Consider the following 19,763-nt stretch of genomic DNA (forward strand, 5'->3'; position numbering starts at 1 on the left):
AACCGTGGAGTACGAACTGCTCGGCTGGCCGCCCGACGGCCCGAAACTCAGGCTCGACCACGAACGGTTCAGCTACGCCGGAAAGTTCGTCATGACGAACACCGGAAAGGCGATCGCTCGCGCCGACGACGGGTTCGTCGCGGCGGCGGCGTTCAACGAGGACCGAACCGACGAGGGGACGCTGTGGATTCGGTACGTCACCGTCGATCGGGAGCGGCGGGGTCAGGGCATCGGCCCTGAGTTGCTGTCGTTGGTCCGCGACCGCGCGATCGGACGCGGATACGATCGGCTTCGGATCGCCGTCAACAACCCGTTCGCCTACGAAGCCCTTTTCCGGACCGGCTTCGAGTACACCGGCGAAACGACCGGCATCGCCGAACTCGTCCTCGAGTATCCGTCGCCGATTCCCGACACTCGATCGACGGCCCAAACTCACCGCGAACGATACCAGCAGGGTCTCGAGGAGTTTCGCGCTCGAGACCTCTCGACCGAGGAGGAGGCGTTTCTCGAGTCGCGACGCGGGAGCGACCCACCTGAACCGATCACCGATCAAAAGGAGTGACTGCCCGCAGGCCGGCGCTACGACGAGTTCGTCGTTTGCTCGCCCCATCGTCGGTACGCCGTCACGACGACAGCCGCGTGTATCGTCCCGACGACCGCGACGCTCGCGACGGTTCCGACGAAGACGCCGACCGTCGTCGACGGAACGAGCGTCCCGACACCGGTCACCGCGTAGCTGAGATAGCCGAGGCCGACGACCAGCGTGGCGGCCGAGATCGGTCGCTCGAGGACGCGATCGACGCTCTCGAGCGCTCCCTCTCTGAGTCCGCTCCCCTCGAGGACGAGATACGCCGGTGTCAGGAAGAGTCCGGCCGAAAGCGCAACGACGATAAGCATCGCCAGGAAGACGATGCCGAGCGTTCCGCCGCCCAACACGCCGGCGACGAACGTCACGCCGAAGAACCCGCACTGGACCGCGAGGACGAGCGCGAGGAGTCGACCGATCCGCCGGAGTGGCGGAATCGGGTTCGCGGACTCGAGCGCCGACGTGGTTTCCGACATCCCAGGCGAGAAACGCCAGAGGACGACGGCGAACGCGACCGTCGTCACAGCCGCGACCGTTACCTGCCAGGCGACGAGTCCGAGCAGAAACGGCGGTTTCATCCCAGGAAGGATCGACGACCCGATCTCGATCGCCGGCTCGAGGTTCGGAACGAACGGCGCACTGACGGAGAGGAGCCCGCGCTGTGGGAAGGGCGTGACCCCTATCGGGTACGGACTGGCGATCCTGGCGACCGAACTCGCCGCCCCCAGGATACCCGCGAGGACGAACGGGGCGGCGAGTCCCGGCTCCGACCGAATCCGGTCGACCGCGGCGGCGAGAACCGCCACGAATCCGTCACCACCGCTCGCGGTCGATGTAGTCGGCGTTTCGTCCGCCACGCTCGCTCCGCCGCCGTCGGTCGCGGCGACGCTATCGTTGGCCGCGTCCGTTCCGTTATTACTGCCGTTGGCCGCGTCTGCCCCGTCGCCACTGACGTCGACCACGCTACCCACCCCCTTCGAGCCCGTAGAGCACGAGCGTCGTCCCGAGGACGATCCGGTCGTCGGAGACGACGGCGGGCGTCAACCCGGCGCGTTCCGTCTCGCCCCCGCCGGAGGTTCCGACCATTTCGGTGAACGTCCACAGCCGGTCCCCGGTCTTCCGATCGAGCGCGTGCAATCCGCGGTCGCCGGGAACGAGAAGGTGTTCGTCGGCGACCGTTGGCGGCGGCATGTGCGGACTCCAGACGTTCCCGACCGAATCGTCGATCGTCCGTTCCCACCGAACGCTACCGTCGTCGAGCGAGACGGCCGCGACCGCGAACGGGTCAACCCCACTTTCGGCCTCGAGTCCGACGTGGTAAAGCGTCGACTCGTCGACGGCGATACCGACGTGTTCGCTACGCTCGAGCGACTGCGTCCAGCCGCGTTCGCCGGTTTCGGCGTCGATCTCGAGGATTCGTAACTCGCGGCTCGAGTCCGTCCAGTCGACCGTGTAAACAGAGCCATCGCGTGCGGCGAGACTGTCCGCCTCCTCGGCGAACTCGGTCCGCTCGTTCACCCGTCCATCGTCTACGGTCCACTCGATCGAGCCGGTAGAGAGGTCGATCCCGACGAGACGGGGTTCGCCGACGATGTACCCGTCTCGGACGAACCGCCCCTTCAGAACGACGGTCCCGGTCGCGGTATCGACGACGTGGCCGTGCACGGAGAGATGGTCTTCCTCGGAGACGGTCGCCTCGAGGTCGACGCGCCAGCGCGAACTGCCGTCGTTCGGATCGGACGCGCGGACGACTCCCGAGGCCGGGTGAACCGAGACGACCGTTCCGTCGACGACGACCGGCGAGGCGAGCCACGAGGATTCACTCGAGGTGCCCGGGAAGCTCGCGCTGACGGTCTCGCCGTCGATCCACCAGCGGGCCCGGCCGTCACCCAGTCCGTGTATTTTGGGCGGCCAACTGTCGGGATCGGCGGCGTATCCGGCCGTCGATTCACCGTAGGGGACGAGCAACGTGCCGTCCCGATAGACCTCCGTCGAGGCGAACGCCATCGGGCCGGTTCCGCTCCCGAACCCGCTGTACGTCTTTGCTTCGATTCCATCCCCGGTGTCGACCCCGAGGACGAACAGCCCATTTACGTACTGGCAGTAGACGGTTCCGTCGGCGACGACCGGCGGGCGCCATCCCGAGGCACTGGTCGAACGCTCCCAGGCGATGCTTACGCCGTCCCGCGGAAGCGTTACGTCCGGAACGAACCGCGTCCGCCCGGGATCGCGCCCGTACATTCGCCAGTCGTCGTCGCGTTTCGCGGGCGTCGGATCGACTCCGAGGAGGGAAGTCGACCGCCCGGAATCGAGACAGCCCGCTGTCAGGGCCGTGCCGACGGTCGCGAGCGCCGCTCGTCTATCGAGGTGGAGGGCTCGAGTCATCGAATGCGTTGGCGTCCGTACATATCGACCGATGAAAGTCGTTTTCGTTTCCAACGACGAGAACGCTCGTCTCGAGCGGGCGGCGAGAGTGGGCGCCGTCGACGACACGACGGGGCGGTTGTCTCCGGGTGATTCAAATCCCAGTCCTCCCAATACGTCATCGATGGGAAACGCCGCACTACGCGACATCGCCGTCATCGAGGAAATTCCCTTCGACGACGTCGAGGGGGTCGTCGCCGTCGACGCGCACAACTGGCTCTACCGGTACCTGACGACGACGGTCAAGTGGACCTCGAGCGAGAAATACACGACCGCGGACGACACCGAGGTGGCGAACCTGATCGGCATCGTCCAGGGGCTCCCGAAGTTCTTCGAGAACGATATCGTCCCGGTGATGGTGTTCGACGGCGGCCCCTCGGAACTCAAAGAAGACGAGATCGAGTCCCGCCGCGAACAGCGCCAAACGTACGAGGAACAACTCGAGGTCGCCCGCGAGGAGGGCGACGAACTCGCCATCGCACAACTCGAGTCCCGAACCCAGCGGCTCACGCCGGAGATCCAGGAGACGAGCCGGGAACTGCTTCGGTTGCTGGACGTGCCGGTCGTCGAGGCGCCCGCGGAGGGCGAAGCCCAGGCCGCACACATGGTCCGACACGGCGACGCCGACTACGTCGGCTCGGAGGACTACGACGCCTTGCTGTTCGGCGCGCCGTTGACGCTCAGACAGCTGACGAGCAAGGGCGATCCGGAACTCATGGACCTCGAGGCGACGCTTGCCCACCACGACCTCACCCTCGAGCAACTCATCGACGCGGCGATCCTCATCGGGACGGACTTCAACGACGGCGTCTCGGGGATCGGCCCGAAGACGGCGATTTCGGCGATCACCGAACACGGCGACCTCTGGAGTGTTCTCGAGGCCCGCGGCGACCACGTCGAGTACGGCGACCGGGTTCGCGCGCTGTTCAGAGAGCCGAACGTGACCGACGACTACACGTTCGACCCGGACCTCGACCCGGACCTCGAGGCGGCGAAGGCGTACGTTGTCGAGGAGTGGGGCGTCGACGCCGGGGAGGTCGAACGCGGCTTCGAGCGGATCGAAGAGAGCGCCACCCAGACGGGGTTGGATCGATGGACGTAGACGATCCTCGTTCCCGCGCCCGCGTCGGTGGTCGCCGGTTCGGACCGAATTGCGGCGGACCGGAGGGACCCCGATGAGCGACGACTACGACCTCGAGTCCGGGCCCGACCCGGCGACGTTCGCGGCCGGAGCGTCGGAGCCCGACCTCGGCTCGGAGACCGACGACCCCGTCCACGTCGTCGGCATCGGTCCGGGAAATCTCGAGTTCCTGACGCCTCGGGGCGAGCGGGCGATCCGGGAAGCCGACGTCGTCGTCGGCTTCTCGACGGTCGTCGAGTTCGTCGAAGACCGAACCGAGGCGGATCTGCTGACCTGTGGGTACAAGGACGAGGCCGAGGCGCTCTCGACGTTCGGCGAACGCGTCGCGGCCGGCGAGACGGGCACCGCGGTCGCGATGGGCGACCCAAACCACTCGGGCTATCAGTTCGTCGGGAAGGTACAGAACGCCGTCGAGCGCGTCGCCGATCGGCAGGGCGACGAGCCGTCGCCCGTCCGCGTCGTGCCCGGCATCTCCTCGCTTCAGGTTGCGGCCAGTCGCGCACGCACGCCGATGGAGGAGACGGAGTTCGTTACGCTCCACAAAAGCGGTGACCTCGGGGCCGATATGGACCGCCTCGCCGCTACCGTCGGCGAACGCCATCTGCTCGTCCTCCCGCGGCCGTTCGACCGGATGCCCGGCGATCTCGCCGCCTTCCTGCTCGAGAACGGTGCAGAACCCGACCTCGAGGCACTCGTCCTCGAGAGGCTCACCCTCGAGGGCGAGGAGATCCACCGGTTTACGCTCGCAGAACTCGCAGAACACGCTGGGGGCGACGGGATGGAGGAGACACCGTTTTCGGATCTGGTGGTCCTCGCGGTTCGTCGACCGGTCGACCGGACCGACTAATACGGATTCCTGCAACGATTTACCGGTCCGACCACACGACGAGTCACGAACGCGTCGGGCGTAACTTCCAGTCGTCTGAACCGCGGCCAGGCTGTCCTCTCGATCGGAGCGCGTTCGCGATCTCGAGACGTCCTCACGTCTCGGAGTCCGTGGGCCGAAGAGAGTGACACGCGAGAAACGTCGACGATCTGTTCCGACTGCTGGGTGCTACTCGTCGTGTTCGTACTCGCTGAGGACGGCCGCGACCGTGTCCGTGACCTGTGCGATGGCGACGTCGTTGGTCTTTCTGAGGTCCCCCTTCCGGGCGCCCTCGAGGTGACGGAGTGCCTCGCGGAGGTGGTGTTCGGTCAACGTCTCGTCGTGTGGAGTCATGGTAACCGGGAGGTCCGGTAACGGATTGGTGCGGTTAAGTTCGTCGGTGATCCTGTGAAGGTATGCCATAGGCAGATTCACACGGACCACCGACCACCGACGGATTCAAGTCCAGTTGTGCGAACGCAACTAGACTGATGAACGACGAACCGACTGACGGACGAGGCGACGCGAACGACCGACGGATCGTCCCGAACGGGGCTACGGGTTGCGTCTCGAGGCTGTATCGATGAAGGGGTTCGTCCTCGGGGGCGTCAGTTCGGGCGTCGGCAAGACCGTCGCGACGCTCGCGATCACCCAGTCACTTTCGGACGCCGGCTATTCGGTCCAGCCCGCGAAGGCGGGACCGGACTTCATCGACCCGAGCCACCACGAGGCAATCGCCGAACGCCCCTCGAGAACGCTCGACCTGTGGCTCGAGGGAGTGGAGGGGATCCGACGGAACTACCGCCGCGGCGAGGGCGACGTCTGCGTCGTCGAGGGCGTCATGGGGCTGTACGACGGCGACGGCTCGAGCACCGCGATGGTCGCCGAAGCCCTCGATCTTCCCGTGGTCCTCGTCGTCGACGCCAAAGCGGGCATGGAGAGCGTCGCGGCGACGGCACTCGGCTTTCGGGAGTACGGTGACGCGATCGGTCGCGACGTCGATGTCGCTGGAATCGTCGCCCAACGCGCCCACGGCGGCCGCCACGAGGAAGGGATCCGCGAGGCGCTTCCCGACGACCTCGCGTACTTCGGCCGAATCCCGCCGAACGACGACCTCGAGATTCCGGATCGCCACCTCGGCCTCGAGATGGGCGAGGAGGCGGCGTTGCCCCGAGACGCGCTCCGGGAAGCCGCGGAGTCACTCGAGGCCGAGCGGCTGGCGGCGGTCGCCCGAGAGCCACCCGAACCGGACGCCCGAGACAGCAACCCGACGGCCAATCGGCCGTCGGACGGACCGCGGGTCGCGGTCGCCAGCGACGCTGCCTTCTGCTTTCGGTACCCCGCGACGATCGAGCGATTCCGCGATCGAGGCGAGATCGTGACGTTCTCGCCCGTCACGGGCGAGGGGGTTCCCAACTGCGACGCCGTCTACCTGCCCGGCGGCTACCCGGAACTCCACGCCGCCGAACTCGAGGCGAGCGGAACGCTCTCGAAACTCGGCGATCTGGCGAGCGACGGCCTCCCCGTCTTCGGCGAGTGTGGCGGTCTGATGGCGATGAGCCAGTCGCTGACGACGACGGAGGATGACCAGTACGAGATGGCCGGAATCCTGCCGGCGGACGTGACCATGCACGACCGCTATCAGGCGCTCGATCACGTCGAACTCGAGGCGACGGAAGGGACGCTTACCGCCACTCCTGGCGACCGAATCCGGGGCCACGAGTTCCACTACTCGAGCGCCGACGTCGACGCCGACGCCCGCTTTGCCTTCGAAACCGTCCGCGGAGACGGCATCGACGGCGACCACGATGGGCTGACCGAGTACGAGTCGCTCGGTACCTACGTCCACGTCCACCCCGAAAGCGGGGCGTTCGACCGGTTCCTCGAGTCGATTTCGTCGCCGGTCTCGAACGACTGATAACGAGATCTCGCGACCTCCCTCACCTGAATTTCCTCCCGGAAGGAATAACTTATATCGAACATGTGTGAACGACGAGACATGTCTGCGCTCAGCGGTACCCTCCGCCCGACGATGCCGGACGATCGCGTCTTCGCCGCCGCGGCGGTCGTCGCCCTGCTCGAGGGGATCGTTCGGCTCGTTCTTCCCGTCATCTCGGCCCCGCTCATCGACGGCTCGTGGCCGTGGCCGCCCCTGCTCGCGATTCTCTGGCCGCCCGTGATCGCCGTCTTCGGACTCGCGTTCGTCGCTCCGATCGCTCGAGAGACACGTACAGAAATCGTCGACGAGCAGGGCGAGGGGGTGGCTCTCGTCCAACGACGTCTCCCGGCGTTCGCGTCGCTCGCCGTCGTCGGCCACGCGGTCGCAGTGGTCGGGGGCATCGCTTTGTTCCTCCTCGTCGACACGCCCGTCAGATACGCCCTCTACGCCACAGGAACGAGCGATCCGTTGCCTCTGGCGCTGGTCGTCTACGCCCCGATTTTTGCCATCGCGCTCGGGACGATCGTGGCATGGGCGCTCCCGGCGGCCGTGTTTGTCCGCGTCGTCCGTGGCGACGGGATCGTCGAGGGGACGCGAACGGTGATCGCCACCGCCGTCACCGCGCCTCGAGCGTTCGCCCCGCTCGTCGCCCGCCAGGTCGGACTCGTGGCCGTCCTCGGCGTCCTCGCGGTCGGGTTGCTGTGGTGGCTGGACGCGACGGCTCGATCGGACCTCGAGTTCGGTTCGATCGACGGAACCGTGCTCCCACTGGCGGTCGTGGGTCTCGCCATCGTCTTCGTCACGGCGGCGTTTCTCTCGGCATCGCTCGCGGCGGCCGTCGACCGGTTCGGTTCGGGGCACGCTCGCTCGAGCGCCGAGAGCGCCTGGAGCGGACCGCCAGCCGTTCCGATCGTCCGTTTGGCGCTCGTCCTGTTGGTCCTCACCGCGCTCGTCGCCGCCGCCGGCGCGGTTCGGATGGACGAGGTGCGGCCGGTCGACGCCGAACCGGAGCCGTTGCCCGACGATCCGGACGAACTGTATGCCACTGCCTACGACAACACCGACCGATCGGACCACGAGTACACCCACGGATTTATGGATCCCGAGGACGGCACGATGGAGCAGGCCCACCGGGTCCGAATCGACAGGACGGACAGACAGGTCGTCTCGTACGTCGGTGAGTCCGACGAACCCAGCGGATACTACACGAACGGGCGCTTCTACGAGAATACCGTTTTTCCCGGATACCCCGACGAGGACGGAATGGTCGCTCCCGGCTACACTGCCCTCATGCAGGACGGAACGCCGAAGGCGGGCGAGCCCTCGCCTGACGCCGAAAACTGGACGGTAATCGAAGAACGCGACGACGAGATCGTCCTCGAACTCACCGATCCCGAAGACGTCTTCTTCGCAATGACGGGAAGCGATCTCGAGCAGTTCGGCGACGAAGCCGAGGTCCACGACTCGTGGGGGCGGATGACCGTCGATACCGATCGGAACACGCTCGTCGGCGGGGAGTTTCGCTTCAACGTGACGTCGACCGACGACTCCGCGGCTAACTCGGAGTACGACGTACACGGCGTCGTCGAGTACGAGGTCGATATCGACGTCGAGCGTCCTGACGAGGTGGGATCGCCGACAACCGGGGAGTTGTACTGGCGGCTGGTCGCCTATTGAGACGCGTTCGGCAGTCCCCGAGACGCCGACGTCCGGCCGGAATCAACACCAATTCGACACGATCGTCGAAGTGACCACGACACGATACTCACGCGGTGTCCTCGTCTCTTCGATTCCAGAGCGACAGCGAAGGCGCATCAACGATCTCCGATCGAAGGGAAATGAGAATAATTTATGGTCGAATCGCCTCGAGTACTGATCATGTCTTCGTTCAGGACTGTCCTCTCGCGGACGACGTCGAGTTGGCGACTCGTCGCCGTCGTAGCGCTCGTCGCGCTGCTCGAGGGGGGCGTCCGGATCGGACTCGTCGATTTTCTCGACCCCTATTACGGCGACCTCTGGCTGTCCGCCGCCGTCATCCTCTGGCCGCCGGTCTTCGCCGTCTTCGGCCTCGCGGCCGTCTCCTCGATGGCACGGGATGTGATTGCAGAGGAGGAAACTCGAGCCGAAGTCGACGTCGCCGAAAGCGGGTGGGACGGCGAGATCGCGGGACGGCTGGCGGCGCTCGCCGCGCTCGCGACCGTCGGTCACTGGGTGGCGATCGTCCTCGGGGCCGCGCTCTTCCTGGTAGTCGATACGCCGATCAGGTTCGTCCTCTACTGGGCCGGCCACGGTGATCTGTTCACGTTTACCGTCGTCACGTTCGGCCCGTTCGCCGGCATCGGAATCGGAGCGCTCGTCGCGTGGATCGTTCCGGGAATCGCGGTCGCCGAGATCGGACGCGGTGTGCGCGTCACCGACGCGTTCCGAACGGCGATCGCCGCACCGTGGTCGGCCCCGCGGTCGCTCGCGACGGCGACGGCCTGGACGCTCGGCTTCGTCGGCTTCACGGCTGGCGCGTTCGTCGTCACCGACCGCGTGGTGCGCTGGTTCGAGGACGCCGCACTCACGGTCGGCCCGGTCGACGCCGAGATCGTTCCGATCGCCCTCGGTCTCTCGATTCTCGTCACCGCCGGCGCGGTGTGGCTCGCGGGCGCGCTCGGGCTCGTACTCGACCGATTCGCTGACTCGAGCCCGCCGTCCCGTTCGTCGTCACGGAACACCGCTTCCCGGGCCGTTCCGGTGGCTCGTCTCGCGATCGTCGTCTTGCTCGTCACGTCACTCGTGGTCGCCGCCGGGGCGATTCGGGCAAACGAGATCCGGCCCATAGATACCGACCCGGAGCCGCTTCCCGACGACCCCGACGAGTTGTACGCGACCGCTCACGACAACACGGACCGCTCGAACCACGCGTTCCGCTGGCTCAACGCGTCCGCGCCGGACGAGGAGGTAATATACGAGTTCCGGATCGACAGGGAGAACCGTCACATATCGACGTCGCTCGACGGGTCCGACACGTACCACACGAACGCGATGATGCACAGCGGTCGACCGGCCCCGTTGCCGGGATACGTGATAATGACCGAGGAAGATCGCCTCCCGAGGCTCGGCGAACCCTCGCCGGAGGCCGAAAACTGGACCGTCGTAGCCGAAGACGACGACGAAATCACGCTCGAGCTCACCGATCCGGACGACGTCTATTTTGCAAACCAGGGAGGGGACCTCGAGCAGTCGTACGACGATCCGGAGGTCCAGGAGGCGTGGGCCCGAATGATTGTCGACGCCGACCGGAAGACGTTCTCCCATGGTGAACTCCGGATGAACGTGACCGACCGGGGTGAGCCAGGTGAGGCGTACGACGCCCACCTCGCCTACGAGTACGAGACGGACGTCACCGTCGACCGGCCGGACGACGTGGACTCACCCGGTGCTGGCGAGTGGTTCTGGCGCGTATTCGCGTACTAACCGGCGCGACCTAACGGGGGCTCTCTCCGACCCGGGAAGCGATCGAGAACGAACACTTGTTATCGCAGGAACGGGAACGACGATCCATGACACTGTACGGCGTCGGACTCGGTCCCGGCGAAGCGGATCTCGTGACCGTTCGCGGCAAACGAGCCTTAGAGCATGCGGACGTGGTCTACTCCCCGGGTCGGCTCTCCCGGTCGGTCGCCCTCGAGCACGTCGAGGAGTCGAAGATCGGTGATCTCGACTTCCCGATGACGAAAGACGAGGAGAAGCTACGGACGGCCTGGAAGGCGGCCGCCGCGGAAGTCGCCCCGCGGGCGACGGAGGGCGACGTCGCGTTCGTCACGTTGGGTGATCCGAACGTCTACTCGACGTTCGGTCACCTCCGGCGGACGATGGCGGCGTTCCACCCGGAGGTCGAGGTCGAGGTCGTTCCCGGCGTGAGCGCGATGACGGCGTTCGCGACCGCCCTCGGCGTCGAGATCGAAGCCGGCGCGGGACTCTCCCTGCGGGAAGCGGCCGACGGTGTGAGTCCCACCGGGCCGGATCGGATGATCCTCTTCAAGGTCACGGACGTCCCCGCGACCCACGAGGGGCTCGTCGAGGCCGGCTACGACGTGACCTACGGCCGACGGCTGTTCATGGAACAAGGCGAGACGCTCGTCACCGACGACCCCGCGGAACTCGAGGAACGCGACTACTACACACTCGCGTACGCCGAGAAAGAAGACCTCGAGGTCGAGTCGGCGACGGCGGCGTTCGAACGCGACGGGTAAACCCACCGTCTCCGGGGAGGAACAGCCGGTCAGGGTAACTTCGCGGCGGGTTTGGGGTGTTCGCGAGTGACCGTGATCGGACACTCCGACGGCGCCTGGTTTTCGTCCGCCGAGAGCATGTACTGGGGCCACTCGCGGTCGCCCTCGACGCCCCAGTCCCCGAGGTCCGCGTGGGGACAGACGCCGTCGTACTCCTCGAGTCGATCCTGGATGATTTCGCGGGCGCGCTGTCCGGCGTCGGTGTCGCCGGTCACGTCGAGGCGTTCGAACAGTTCGCGGGGCTGGAACGTGATCTCGAGGCCGATGGGACAGTATCGGCTGTTCCGTTCCTCGTAGAATGGGGCGCGACACGTCGGGAACATGGGTTCGCCGCCGAGGCAGAACTCCCAGTAGGGGTCGTCGGGGTCGGTGGGAATGTCCGCCGGCCAGGGTTCGGGGTCGTGGAGGTGTAACGTCTGCAGGACGTGCCAGAGCGTATCGTGGTACTCTCGTTCCGAGAGCGGCCGCTCTGGTGGCTCGAAGAACGTCACCAGCGAGGCCTTTCCGGCGTGGTCTCGGTAGACGTCGAGGTACTCGAGGATGCGATCTCGAAGCGTCAACAGCGCGTCGGCGTCGCTCGTCGACGGCACCGCGGTGTAGATCGGCTCGCCCTGCTGGACGGATTCGACGCCGAAGAAACAGGGAAACGGCGAGCCGTTTCGCTCGCCGAGAAGCCCGGCCTCGAACGAGCGCCAGTGGTCCGCGACCCACTCCGGGGTCTGCCCGTCACGAACTCGCCGCTCGAGGGTCGCCTGGTCCATCAACGACTGGATTCCTGGCTCGTTCATCGTTCGTGTGTGCGTTCGACTCGAAGGTAATGACGGTTTAGGTTCGACTCTCGAACGGCCAGGGGTTCGGATCGGGTTCGACGACGCCGATACTCGCTCGAGAACGCCATCTCCTGGCGGTTTGGGGTTCGACATGGCAACCCTTTTCCCCGCAGGTAGAGAAGCCGGGAGTATGTCGGACGAACCCGATTCAAACGGCGACACGGACGAAAGCGAGGGCGAGGAGAAATCGTTCCGCGAGCGAGTCGAAGAGATTCGGGAAAAACGCGCCGAGGAGGGCGAAGGCGAGGGCGAACCGCCGGAGAGCCCGTTCGGCGGCGGTGGCGGCCCCGGCGGCCCCGGTGGCATGGGCGGTAACCCGTTCGCCCAGATGATGGGCGGCATGATGGGCGGCGGTCCAGGCGGTCCCGGTGGCGGCCCCGGCGGCCCGGGCGGTCGCGGCGAGGAGAGCAACGAGGAACTCGTCCGCGAGGTCCGCCAGCTCCGCGACGAGATGCGCGATCAGACCCGCGCACTCAAGCGGATCGCCGACGCTCTCGAGGACGACTAACTCGTCCGCGCTGGCCGTTTTTCGGAGACCGATCGTTCCGAAGCACCTGCGTCGTCGATCGCTTCGACCGAGAACCGACCGAACCGCTTTTGCGACGCCGGTGGATACGAAAACCCGATGGACGTACTGATCGTCGGCGCGGGATCGATGGGGACGTGGTTCGGCGAGTCGATCGACGCTCGAGTCGCGTTCGCCGACGTCGACGCAGACGCGGCGGAAGTGGCCGCCGCCGAGATTGGGGGGGGCGTCGCGGATCTCGACGGCGAAACGCGATACGACGTCGTCTGTCTCGCGGTACCGATGAGCCACGTCGTCGAGTCGATCGACGATCACGCCGGGCGGGCCGAGCGGGCGATCGTGGACGTCTCCGGCGTGATGGGGCCGCCACTCGAGGCGATGGGTGAACGCGTATCCGACCTCGAACGGGTCAGTCTTCACCCGCTTTTCGCACCCGAGCGCGCGCCCGGATCGATCGCCGTCGTCCGCGACCGGCCTGGCCCAGCGACCGACGAGGTCCTCGAGACGCTCGCCGAGCGAGGCAACGACCTCCTCGAGACGACGGCGACCGAACACGACGAAGCGATGGAGACGGTCCAGGCGTCGACACACGCCGCCGTGCTGTCGTTCGCGCTTGCGGCCGAGTCGGTCCCCGAGGGATTCGAGACGCCGGTCTACGAGCGACTTCGGGCGCTGACCGAACAGGTGACCGAGGGGACGCCGCGGGTGTACGCCGACATTCAGGACGCGTTCGACGGCGCCGACGCCGTCGCCGACGCCGCAAGCGAGGTCGCGGCGGCCGACCACGACGAACTCGAGGAGCTGTATCGGGAGGCGTCGAGTCGATGGCGCGAGGGCGAGTCGCTGGACGAGGATGATGGATCGACGGACGGCGAAGATAGGTCAACGGACGGCGAAGACGAATCGACGACCGGACCCACGGTCGGTGAGACCGAATGACCGATCGTCGCGAGTCGATCAGATCGAACGCGAAGTACCTCCGGAACGTTCGCCCGGTCGATCCCGACGAGATCTGCGAGTACGTCGAGGGAAGCCCCCATCCGGCCGTCGTCCGACAGACGCTCCGCGAGGAGGCCGTCGATCTCGGACTGATCGAACGCGACGACGGGACGTTCGTCCCCGTCGATGAGGAACCGATTTCGCCGCTCGAGAGGCCGATCCAGGCGTTTCCCGTCGACTACGAGCGGCGACTCGAGGACCTGCTCGCGGATCGGTACGGGCCGCGCTGGTACGAAGGCGCGAGCGGCGATCTGTTGCGATCGACGATCCGGCGGTTCAAGGCGGACTACCTCGAGGGCCGTCCGGTCGAGTACGACGACGACGTCGCCGCGGGGTACGCGATCTACCACCTGCCGGGCTACTACGCCGCGATTCAGTACGCACTCGACGACCTCGCGGAGCGCGGTCTGTTGGGCCAACGCCTTCGCGTCCTCGACATTGGCGCCGGCGTCGGCGGTCCCGCACTCGGACTTTCCGAGTACCTGCCCGACGACGCGCTCTGTGAGTACCACGCCGTCGAACCGAGCGCGGCCGCGGGCGTGCTGTCGGAACTACTCGCCGAAACCGATCGAAACGTTCACACGACGATTCACCGGACGACCGCCGAGGCGTTCGACCCCCGGACTGTCGACGAGAGCGGGACGTTCGATCCCACGGATCCGGCCGACGGGTTCGATCTCGTCCTCCTCTGTAACGTTGCAAGCGAACTCGAGGACCCCGTCGCAGTCCTCCGATCGTACCTCGAGACGCTCGCACCCGACGGGACAGTGCTCGCGATGGCGCCGGCGGACAAACACACGAGCATCCAGCTTCGGGAAGTCGAACGCGAACTCGAGGACGAGCGGTTGTGGACTGGCCCGGGTGACGGGTCCGCGGACGGCGACAGGGTGACCGTCTACGGTCCGACCGTTCGCCTTTGGCCCGGTGAACGACCCTCCGACCGCGGCTGGTCGTTCGACGTCGGTCCCGACCTCGACGCGCCCTCGTTTCAACGGCGTCTCGACGAGGCGACGCCCGAAGACGACGAGGATCACGCGCCGGGCGAGTTCGTCAACGCCGACGTTCAGTACTCGTACTCGCTGTTACGCCGCGACGGGTGCCGCCGGGTCGATCTCGCCCTCGAGACGAGCGACTGGGCGAAGATGGCCGAGATGGAGCGCCACGTCACCAACCGGATCGACCTCGTCGCGGCGAAACTGAGCCACTCGCTGAGCGACGCGCAGAACGCCAACCCGCTGTTCAAGGTGAGCGACGGGAGCGAGTCGGTCGACCACTACGCGGTACTCACCGCGGAGACGGCGCTCAATCGGCCGTTGCTCGAGGCCGATTACGGCGCGGTCTGTTCGTTCGAGGGCGCCCTCGCGCTCTGGAACGACGACGAGGAGGCGTACAACCTGGTCGTCGACGAGGAGACCGTCGTCGACCGAGTCGTCTGATACGGAACGCTGTCCCGATTTGCCGGGTTCTCGCGGGCGGGTCGCGCTTACACTGCCGATAGTTTCTACCGGTCCCGACGAGTCTCGTTCGACGAGCGGTCGACGCCGTGTTCGATCGTCGGAGGTGTTCCCGCCCGCTCGAGCGCGTGGCTCGCAAACGACGCCGCTCGAGCGGTGGGCTTTTCGTCCCCGCTTTCGACCCGCCATATATGGGTGATGGGATCGAGGTGCTCTTGACGAACGACGATGGCATCGATACGGGAGGGATCCGCGCGGTCTACGACGGCCTCGTCGAGGTCGCGGACGTCACGGTCGTCGCACCAGCCGAGGACCAAAGCGCCACGGGGCGGTCGCTCTCCCACGAAGTCGACGTCTTCGAGCACGAACTCGGCTACGCCGTCGACGGGACGCCAGCCGACTGCGTCGTCGCCGCACTCGCCGAACTGGATCCCGATCCCGATCTCGTCGTCGCCGGCTGTAACAGGGGTGCGAATCTCGGCGAGTACGTGCTCGGTCGATCCGGAACGATCAGCGCGGCGGTCGAGGCCGCGTTCTTCGACGTGCCGGCGATCGCCGCGTCGATGTACATCCCGATCGATCGCGGACCGGTCCACGAGGCCGACCTCCGACTCGAGGAGTACGCCGAAGCGACGCGCGTGACGAGGTTTCTCGCCGAGAACGCACTCGAGGCGGGCGTCTTCGAGCACGCCGGCTATCTGAACGTCAACGTCCCGATCGCCGACGCCGAGCCCGCGCCGATCGAGATCACGCGCCCCTCTAAGCGCTACGAGATGGACGCCGAACGCGAGGGCGAAACGATCCACCTCTCGGATCGTATCTGGGACTCGATGGACCCCGAGGTGATCCCCGATCCAGCGGGGACGGACCGACGCGCGGTCGCAGAGGGCCGGATTAGCATCTCGCCGCTGGCCGCACCTCACTCGACGAACGATCACGAATCCCTCGAGTCGCTCGTGGAGGCCTACGCCGAGAGATGGGAATCGACCCGGACGGAACGGGCGGACTGATACGGCCCGCTGTCGGTTGTACCTGGAGTCGGATCCGGATCGTCTATTGTAACGAAACGATGTACACGCCGATCGCCGAGCTCACGGGTCACTGTGTTCCCGCTCGCTACTCCGACGTTCTCATTCGTAGTTCGAAAATCTTCGATTTTCGTCATCACGACCGACCGTTGGTCGTTTGAACGACTTCGTTCGCTCACGGGTCGTTCCTCCCCGTTCGCTTTCCCGCGGTTCTCGCTCACTTCTTGGCTCACGGGTCACGTTCCTCCCCGTTCGCTTTCCCGCGGTTCTCGCTCACTCCGTTCGCTCCGAACCGCGCTCGCTCCGAACCGCGCTCGCTCCGAACCGCGCTCGCTCCGAACCGCGCTCGCTCCGAACCGCGCTCGCTCCGAATCGCGCTTTTCGTCTGGCGATCGGGTGTGCAGTGACGTTCAGTGGCTACTATAGCACCACCTTGAGAGGAGTCGCCTCGACCCGGAGTGATATGTACGTCGCGACCGAACGGTCGGATATGGTGACGGTCGAAATCGAGTACTGCGTCCCCTGTGGTCACCTCTCTCGCGCGGAAGACGTCCAGCACGTCCTCTTGACGACGTTCGGCGAGCGGTTGGATTCGGTCACTCTGTCGACGGGACGCGACGGGGTCTTCGTCGTTCGCGTCGACGGCGAGCGGATCTTCGACGGTGCCGTAGACGGGTACGACGTCGACGAGATCGCCAGACGCGTTCGCGATCGTCTCTAGCCGAATTATGTACAATGTGAACGTACAACATCTGTGATGGATAACCGACTTGCGGCTCGCAAGGCGGCCGCCCTTCGGAGGCGACGGCGTCAGCGAAGCCGTGAACCGAACGCCAGCGGCACAAATATAAATGATAGTACTGAAGGTGGAGACAACTGCGTCCCCACAGGAACCGTTTCAGTAAGGTGATCGATACATGGTCTTCAGCACACTCTGGGCCCGCCTCTCGTCTCTCTGGCCGAATTCGTCGACCGAGGAGACGACCGCGGGCGGATCCAGTACAGAACCCACAGCGGAACAGACGGAGAACGATCCCGACGACGAAACGCTCAGTTACGCCGAAGAGATCGAGTACGGCGTCGACGAGCGTGAGCTTCCGGACGAGGACAAGGTCCTTCGCCTGCTCGTCAAACGCGGCGGTCGCGTCGACCAGTCGACCATCCGTGAGGAAACCGGCTGGTCGGCCGAACACCTCGCGGACGTCATTTCGCGTATGGAAGACGACGACCAAATCAGTGCGATCACCGTCGGCCGAAAACGGGTGGTTTGTCGGCGGGGATTCGAACCCAAGGGGTACCGATCACATCTGAACGAGTAGCGCGCTCTTCTATCGCGGCCACTGATCGTCACTGTCCACCCAATCACATCGGGCGGACAGCCGGTGTGTCGATCGTTGCAACGATAGTAGCCACTGCGAATCATTACACACCTCCTCGCCAGACGCCAACGCGGTCCGGAACGAGCCAAGTCGTTCGAACGACCAACGGTCGTTCGTGATGACGAAAGTCGAAGATTTTCGAACTACGAGTGAGAACGTCGGAGTAGCGAGCGGGGAACGCAGTGACCCGTGAGCTCGGCGATCAGTGTGTAAACCGTTGCAGTCGTTACGATAGCAGTAAGCGATGTGTCACCGCTGTTTACGAACGGATACGACGGCGCGACCGGTCCACCGTCCGTCGGCTCTCGATGTCGGCAGATTCCGGCCGAACGCCTTCCCGTCTGTGGGGCTTCGAACGAGACATGTTAGAACTCGCACTGTTGTTTTTCGTGATCGCGATCGTCGCGGGCGCACTCGGTGCAACGGGCGTCGCCGGCCTGACGATGTCGATAGCGAAGTGGCTCGTGTTGCTATTTCTCGTCCTGGCGGTGGTCTCGTTGTTGCTGTAGCGGACCACGCGTTGACGTCGGCGGACCGTCACCCGCTACTCCCCGCGTTCGTCCTCGAACCGCCGGTAACCGTCGACGAGGTGGTCGGGAAGAGCGTCGGCGTTCGCCTGAAGAATATCGAGGACGGCCGCGACTTCGCCGAATCGCTCTCCGCGCTGAGCACAAAACGGATCCGTCGTCCAGTCGACGAACCCCCGCTCCGACAGCATCGGGAGATGGCGGTGAGTGAGCTGGAGTCGGCGTTTGGGCAGATCCACCGACTCGGCGGGGCCGACGGCCGCGTCCGGAAGCAACACACGTCGGCCGGCGGGGGCCTCGAGTAGTGTCACAAGGAGCTGTCGTCTCGGTTCGGACGACAGCGCCTCGAACACCTCGTCCCACCGCTCGGTCGTCGGCTTCGTGTTCTGGAGTCGTTCGACGGTCATACCTGGGTAAGGTCCCTACGTACCAATAGTAATTACGATGTGCAACACGTCCTGGCACGAGTCTCATCCGCGGAGGAGTGGGTACGCGACCAGCCCTGAGGCGAGGATAATCACGCCAAATGCGAGGACGAGCCACCGATAGCCGGCAATCGGAGAGACAAACGCGGTTTCAGCGAGGTACGTAAACGCGACCGGACCGAGCGTCTGGCCGAGACGAAGGACGCTCGTCCGCATTCCCATCATCCCCGCCCGGAGCCGGTCGGAGACGAACTGGACGATGGTCGTGTCGACGGATGGCATGACGATGCCGAAGCCGACGCCGAAGGCGAGCAAGGACGCGCCGACGAAAACCGGGGACGGTGCGATCCAGACGCCGAGCAGGCTGACACCGTAGGCGACGAACCCAAGTGCGATCAGTTCGGGCGCGCTCCGCCAACTCGAGATCCGGCCGTACTGTGTGGAAACCGTCGCACTCGCCACGGAGACCATCGCCAGCGTCAGTCCGATCTCTCCGGAACTAAGCGCGAACTCGTCGCTCAAGAGCAACGGGAGGGCCGTCTGGATCGCCCCGTAGAAGACGAAGAAGATCGCGAAGATCGCCGCGAAGATCGCCAACGCCTGCGGGTGGACGACGACGTCGCGAAGACGGTCGACGTAGGTTCGAACGTCGCTCGATTGTCCACCGTCCGGTTCGGGGAGCGTAAACGCCGCGAATACGCCGACGAGTATCCCGACGCCGAAGAACAGAAACGGTGCGTTCCACCGGATTCCGGCGAGTGCCCCACCGATCAACGGATACGCGGCCGCGCCGGTCCCGATCATACTCGAGTTGACCCCCATCACGGCGTTTTGGCGTGGGCCGTCGTAGAAGTCGCCGATCAGCGTGACCGCGAGCGTGACGAGTGCGCTGGCGCCGATTCCCTGGACGAATCGCAACGCAAGCAGTTCGGTGAAGCTGGTCGCGAATGCGATTCCCGCACCGCCGAGCCCGAACGTAAACAAAAGCGGGACGATGACGCGACGGCGTCCGACCCGATCCGCGACTAGCCCGATAAACGGCGTCAGAAAGATTCCGGGGAGGGTATAGGCCGTGATGACCAGCCCGATCTGAGCGTCCGAGACGCCGAACACCGGCCGCAACTCGGGAAGAACCGGACTGACGAGCGAAACGCCCATCACGCCCATCAACGAACTCGAGAGGATGACGTACAGCGCACTCGAGTGCCACGGAATCGACGACGGGTCACGCGATTCGTTCGGCTGGGATTCCATGGCGCTCGAAACTGTGCGCACGATCCGTCGACAACGACGTCAAATTGTCGATCCGTCGGAGGTCGAGACAGTGTTCCGACCTGTCCGTCGTTCAGCGTACGTCGAC

Annotated in this window: 20 protein-coding genes; 14 read left to right on the plus strand and 6 right to left on the minus strand. The window is 65.6% G+C overall.

Annotated features, from left to right (window positions below; all coding sequences use genetic code 11):
- Positions 1-4: 4 nt before the first annotated feature.
- Positions 5-562: a GNAT family N-acetyltransferase gene (locus tag AB7C87_RS00140; protein ID WP_369727358.1), complete on the plus strand. Its 558-nt coding sequence runs from the start codon at positions 5-7 to the stop codon at positions 560-562.
- A gap of 17 nt (positions 563-579) precedes the next feature.
- Here AB7C87_RS00140 and AB7C87_RS00145 read toward each other — a convergent pair whose 3' ends face one another.
- On the minus strand, positions 580-1,548 hold the full coding sequence (locus AB7C87_RS00145; protein ID WP_369727359.1) for a hypothetical protein: 969 nt from the start codon (positions 1,546-1,548) through the stop codon (positions 580-582).
- Position 1,549: 1 nt separating this feature from the next.
- Entirely contained in the window at positions 1,550-2,971 is a 1,422-nt protein-coding gene (locus AB7C87_RS00150; RefSeq protein WP_369727361.1) for an outer membrane protein assembly factor BamB family protein, read from the minus strand.
- 163 nt (positions 2,972-3,134) lie between these two features.
- Here AB7C87_RS00150 and fen point away from each other — a divergent pair, with 163 nt between their 5' ends.
- On the plus strand, positions 3,135-4,112 hold the full coding sequence (gene fen, locus AB7C87_RS00155) for a flap endonuclease-1 (protein WP_369727362.1): 978 nt from the start codon (positions 3,135-3,137) through the stop codon (positions 4,110-4,112).
- 73 nt (positions 4,113-4,185) lie between these two features.
- On the plus strand, positions 4,186-4,998 hold the full coding sequence (locus tag AB7C87_RS00160; RefSeq protein ID WP_369727364.1) for a cobalt-precorrin-7 (C(5))-methyltransferase: 813 nt from the start codon (positions 4,186-4,188) through the stop codon (positions 4,996-4,998).
- A gap of 207 nt (positions 4,999-5,205) precedes the next feature.
- On the opposite strand, the gene AB7C87_RS00165 is transcribed toward AB7C87_RS00160, so the two are convergent.
- Complete coding sequence (locus AB7C87_RS00165; protein ID WP_369727366.1) at positions 5,206-5,370, minus strand: hypothetical protein; 165 nt, start codon at positions 5,368-5,370, stop codon at positions 5,206-5,208.
- A 229-nt stretch (positions 5,371-5,599) separates the two neighbouring features.
- On the opposite strand from AB7C87_RS00165, the gene AB7C87_RS00170 reads away from it, so the two are divergent.
- The 4 genes from AB7C87_RS00170 to AB7C87_RS00185 all read left to right on the plus strand — a co-directional run bounded on the left by AB7C87_RS00170 (position 5,600) and on the right by AB7C87_RS00185 (position 11,196).
- A complete protein-coding gene (locus AB7C87_RS00170) occupies positions 5,600-6,934 on the plus strand; it encodes a cobyrinic acid a,c-diamide synthase (RefSeq protein ID WP_369727367.1) in 1,335 nt (444 codons plus the stop codon).
- 81 nt (positions 6,935-7,015) lie between these two features.
- Positions 7,016-8,632: a hypothetical protein gene (locus AB7C87_RS00175; RefSeq protein WP_369727369.1), complete on the plus strand. Its 1,617-nt coding sequence runs from the start codon at positions 7,016-7,018 to the stop codon at positions 8,630-8,632.
- Positions 8,633-8,833: 201 nt separating this feature from the next.
- The gene (locus AB7C87_RS00180; protein WP_369727371.1) at positions 8,834-10,417 is read left to right on the plus strand and encodes a hypothetical protein; all 1,584 of its coding nucleotides are present in this window, start codon (positions 8,834-8,836) and stop codon (positions 10,415-10,417) included.
- 86 nt (positions 10,418-10,503) lie between these two features.
- Entirely contained in the window at positions 10,504-11,196 is a 693-nt protein-coding gene (locus AB7C87_RS00185; protein WP_369727372.1) for a cobalt-factor II C(20)-methyltransferase, read from the plus strand.
- Between the two features lie 29 nt (positions 11,197-11,225).
- On the opposite strand, the gene AB7C87_RS00190 is transcribed toward AB7C87_RS00185, so the two are convergent.
- Complete coding sequence (locus AB7C87_RS00190) at positions 11,226-12,023, minus strand: YqcI/YcgG family protein (protein WP_369727373.1); 798 nt, start codon at positions 12,021-12,023, stop codon at positions 11,226-11,228.
- A gap of 172 nt (positions 12,024-12,195) precedes the next feature.
- Between AB7C87_RS00190 and AB7C87_RS00195 the strand changes: the two genes are divergently transcribed.
- The 7 genes from AB7C87_RS00195 (at position 12,196) to AB7C87_RS00225 (ending at position 17,960) form a co-directional block, all read left to right on the plus strand.
- Complete coding sequence (locus AB7C87_RS00195; protein WP_369727374.1) at positions 12,196-12,573, plus strand: hypothetical protein; 378 nt, start codon at positions 12,196-12,198, stop codon at positions 12,571-12,573.
- Between the two features lie 117 nt (positions 12,574-12,690).
- Complete coding sequence (locus tag AB7C87_RS00200) at positions 12,691-13,530, plus strand: prephenate dehydrogenase (protein WP_369727376.1); 840 nt, start codon at positions 12,691-12,693, stop codon at positions 13,528-13,530.
- Positions 13,527-15,026 (plus strand): small ribosomal subunit Rsm22 family protein, encoded by a 1,500-nt coding sequence (locus AB7C87_RS00205; RefSeq protein WP_369727377.1) that lies wholly within the window; start codon positions 13,527-13,529, stop codon positions 15,024-15,026. Before AB7C87_RS00200 ends, AB7C87_RS00205 begins: the two co-directional genes overlap by 4 nt.
- Before the next feature lie 209 nt (positions 15,027-15,235).
- Complete coding sequence (gene surE, locus AB7C87_RS00210; protein ID WP_369727379.1) at positions 15,236-16,054, plus strand: 5'/3'-nucleotidase SurE; 819 nt, start codon at positions 15,236-15,238, stop codon at positions 16,052-16,054.
- A 508-nt stretch (positions 16,055-16,562) separates the two neighbouring features.
- Positions 16,563-16,793: an Rdx family protein gene (locus AB7C87_RS00215; RefSeq protein ID WP_369728363.1), complete on the plus strand. Its 231-nt coding sequence runs from the start codon at positions 16,563-16,565 to the stop codon at positions 16,791-16,793.
- Positions 16,794-16,989: 196 nt separating this feature from the next.
- Positions 16,990-17,391 (plus strand): helix-turn-helix transcriptional regulator, encoded by a 402-nt coding sequence (locus tag AB7C87_RS00220; protein ID WP_369727381.1) that lies wholly within the window; start codon positions 16,990-16,992, stop codon positions 17,389-17,391.
- Between the two features lie 422 nt (positions 17,392-17,813).
- Entirely contained in the window at positions 17,814-17,960 is a 147-nt protein-coding gene (locus tag AB7C87_RS00225) for a DUF1328 domain-containing protein (RefSeq protein WP_149079884.1), read from the plus strand.
- A gap of 35 nt (positions 17,961-17,995) precedes the next feature.
- On the opposite strand, the gene AB7C87_RS00230 is transcribed toward AB7C87_RS00225, so the two are convergent.
- Together AB7C87_RS00230 and AB7C87_RS00235 are read right to left on the minus strand one after the other, a co-directional pair.
- Positions 17,996-18,385 carry a hypothetical protein gene (locus AB7C87_RS00230; protein ID WP_369727383.1) on the minus strand — a complete coding sequence of 130 codons (390 nt, stop codon included), beginning with the start codon at positions 18,383-18,385 and terminating at the stop codon, positions 17,996-17,998.
- 63 nt (positions 18,386-18,448) lie between these two features.
- Positions 18,449-19,657 carry an MFS transporter gene (locus AB7C87_RS00235; protein WP_369727385.1) on the minus strand — a complete coding sequence of 403 codons (1,209 nt, stop codon included), beginning with the start codon at positions 19,655-19,657 and terminating at the stop codon, positions 18,449-18,451.
- Positions 19,658-19,763 lie beyond the last annotated feature (106 nt).

It is taken from the genome of Natrarchaeobius versutus, assembly GCF_041205745.1.
GTDB classification, from domain to species: Archaea; Halobacteriota; Halobacteria; order Halobacteriales; family Natrialbaceae; genus Natrarchaeobius; species Natrarchaeobius versutus.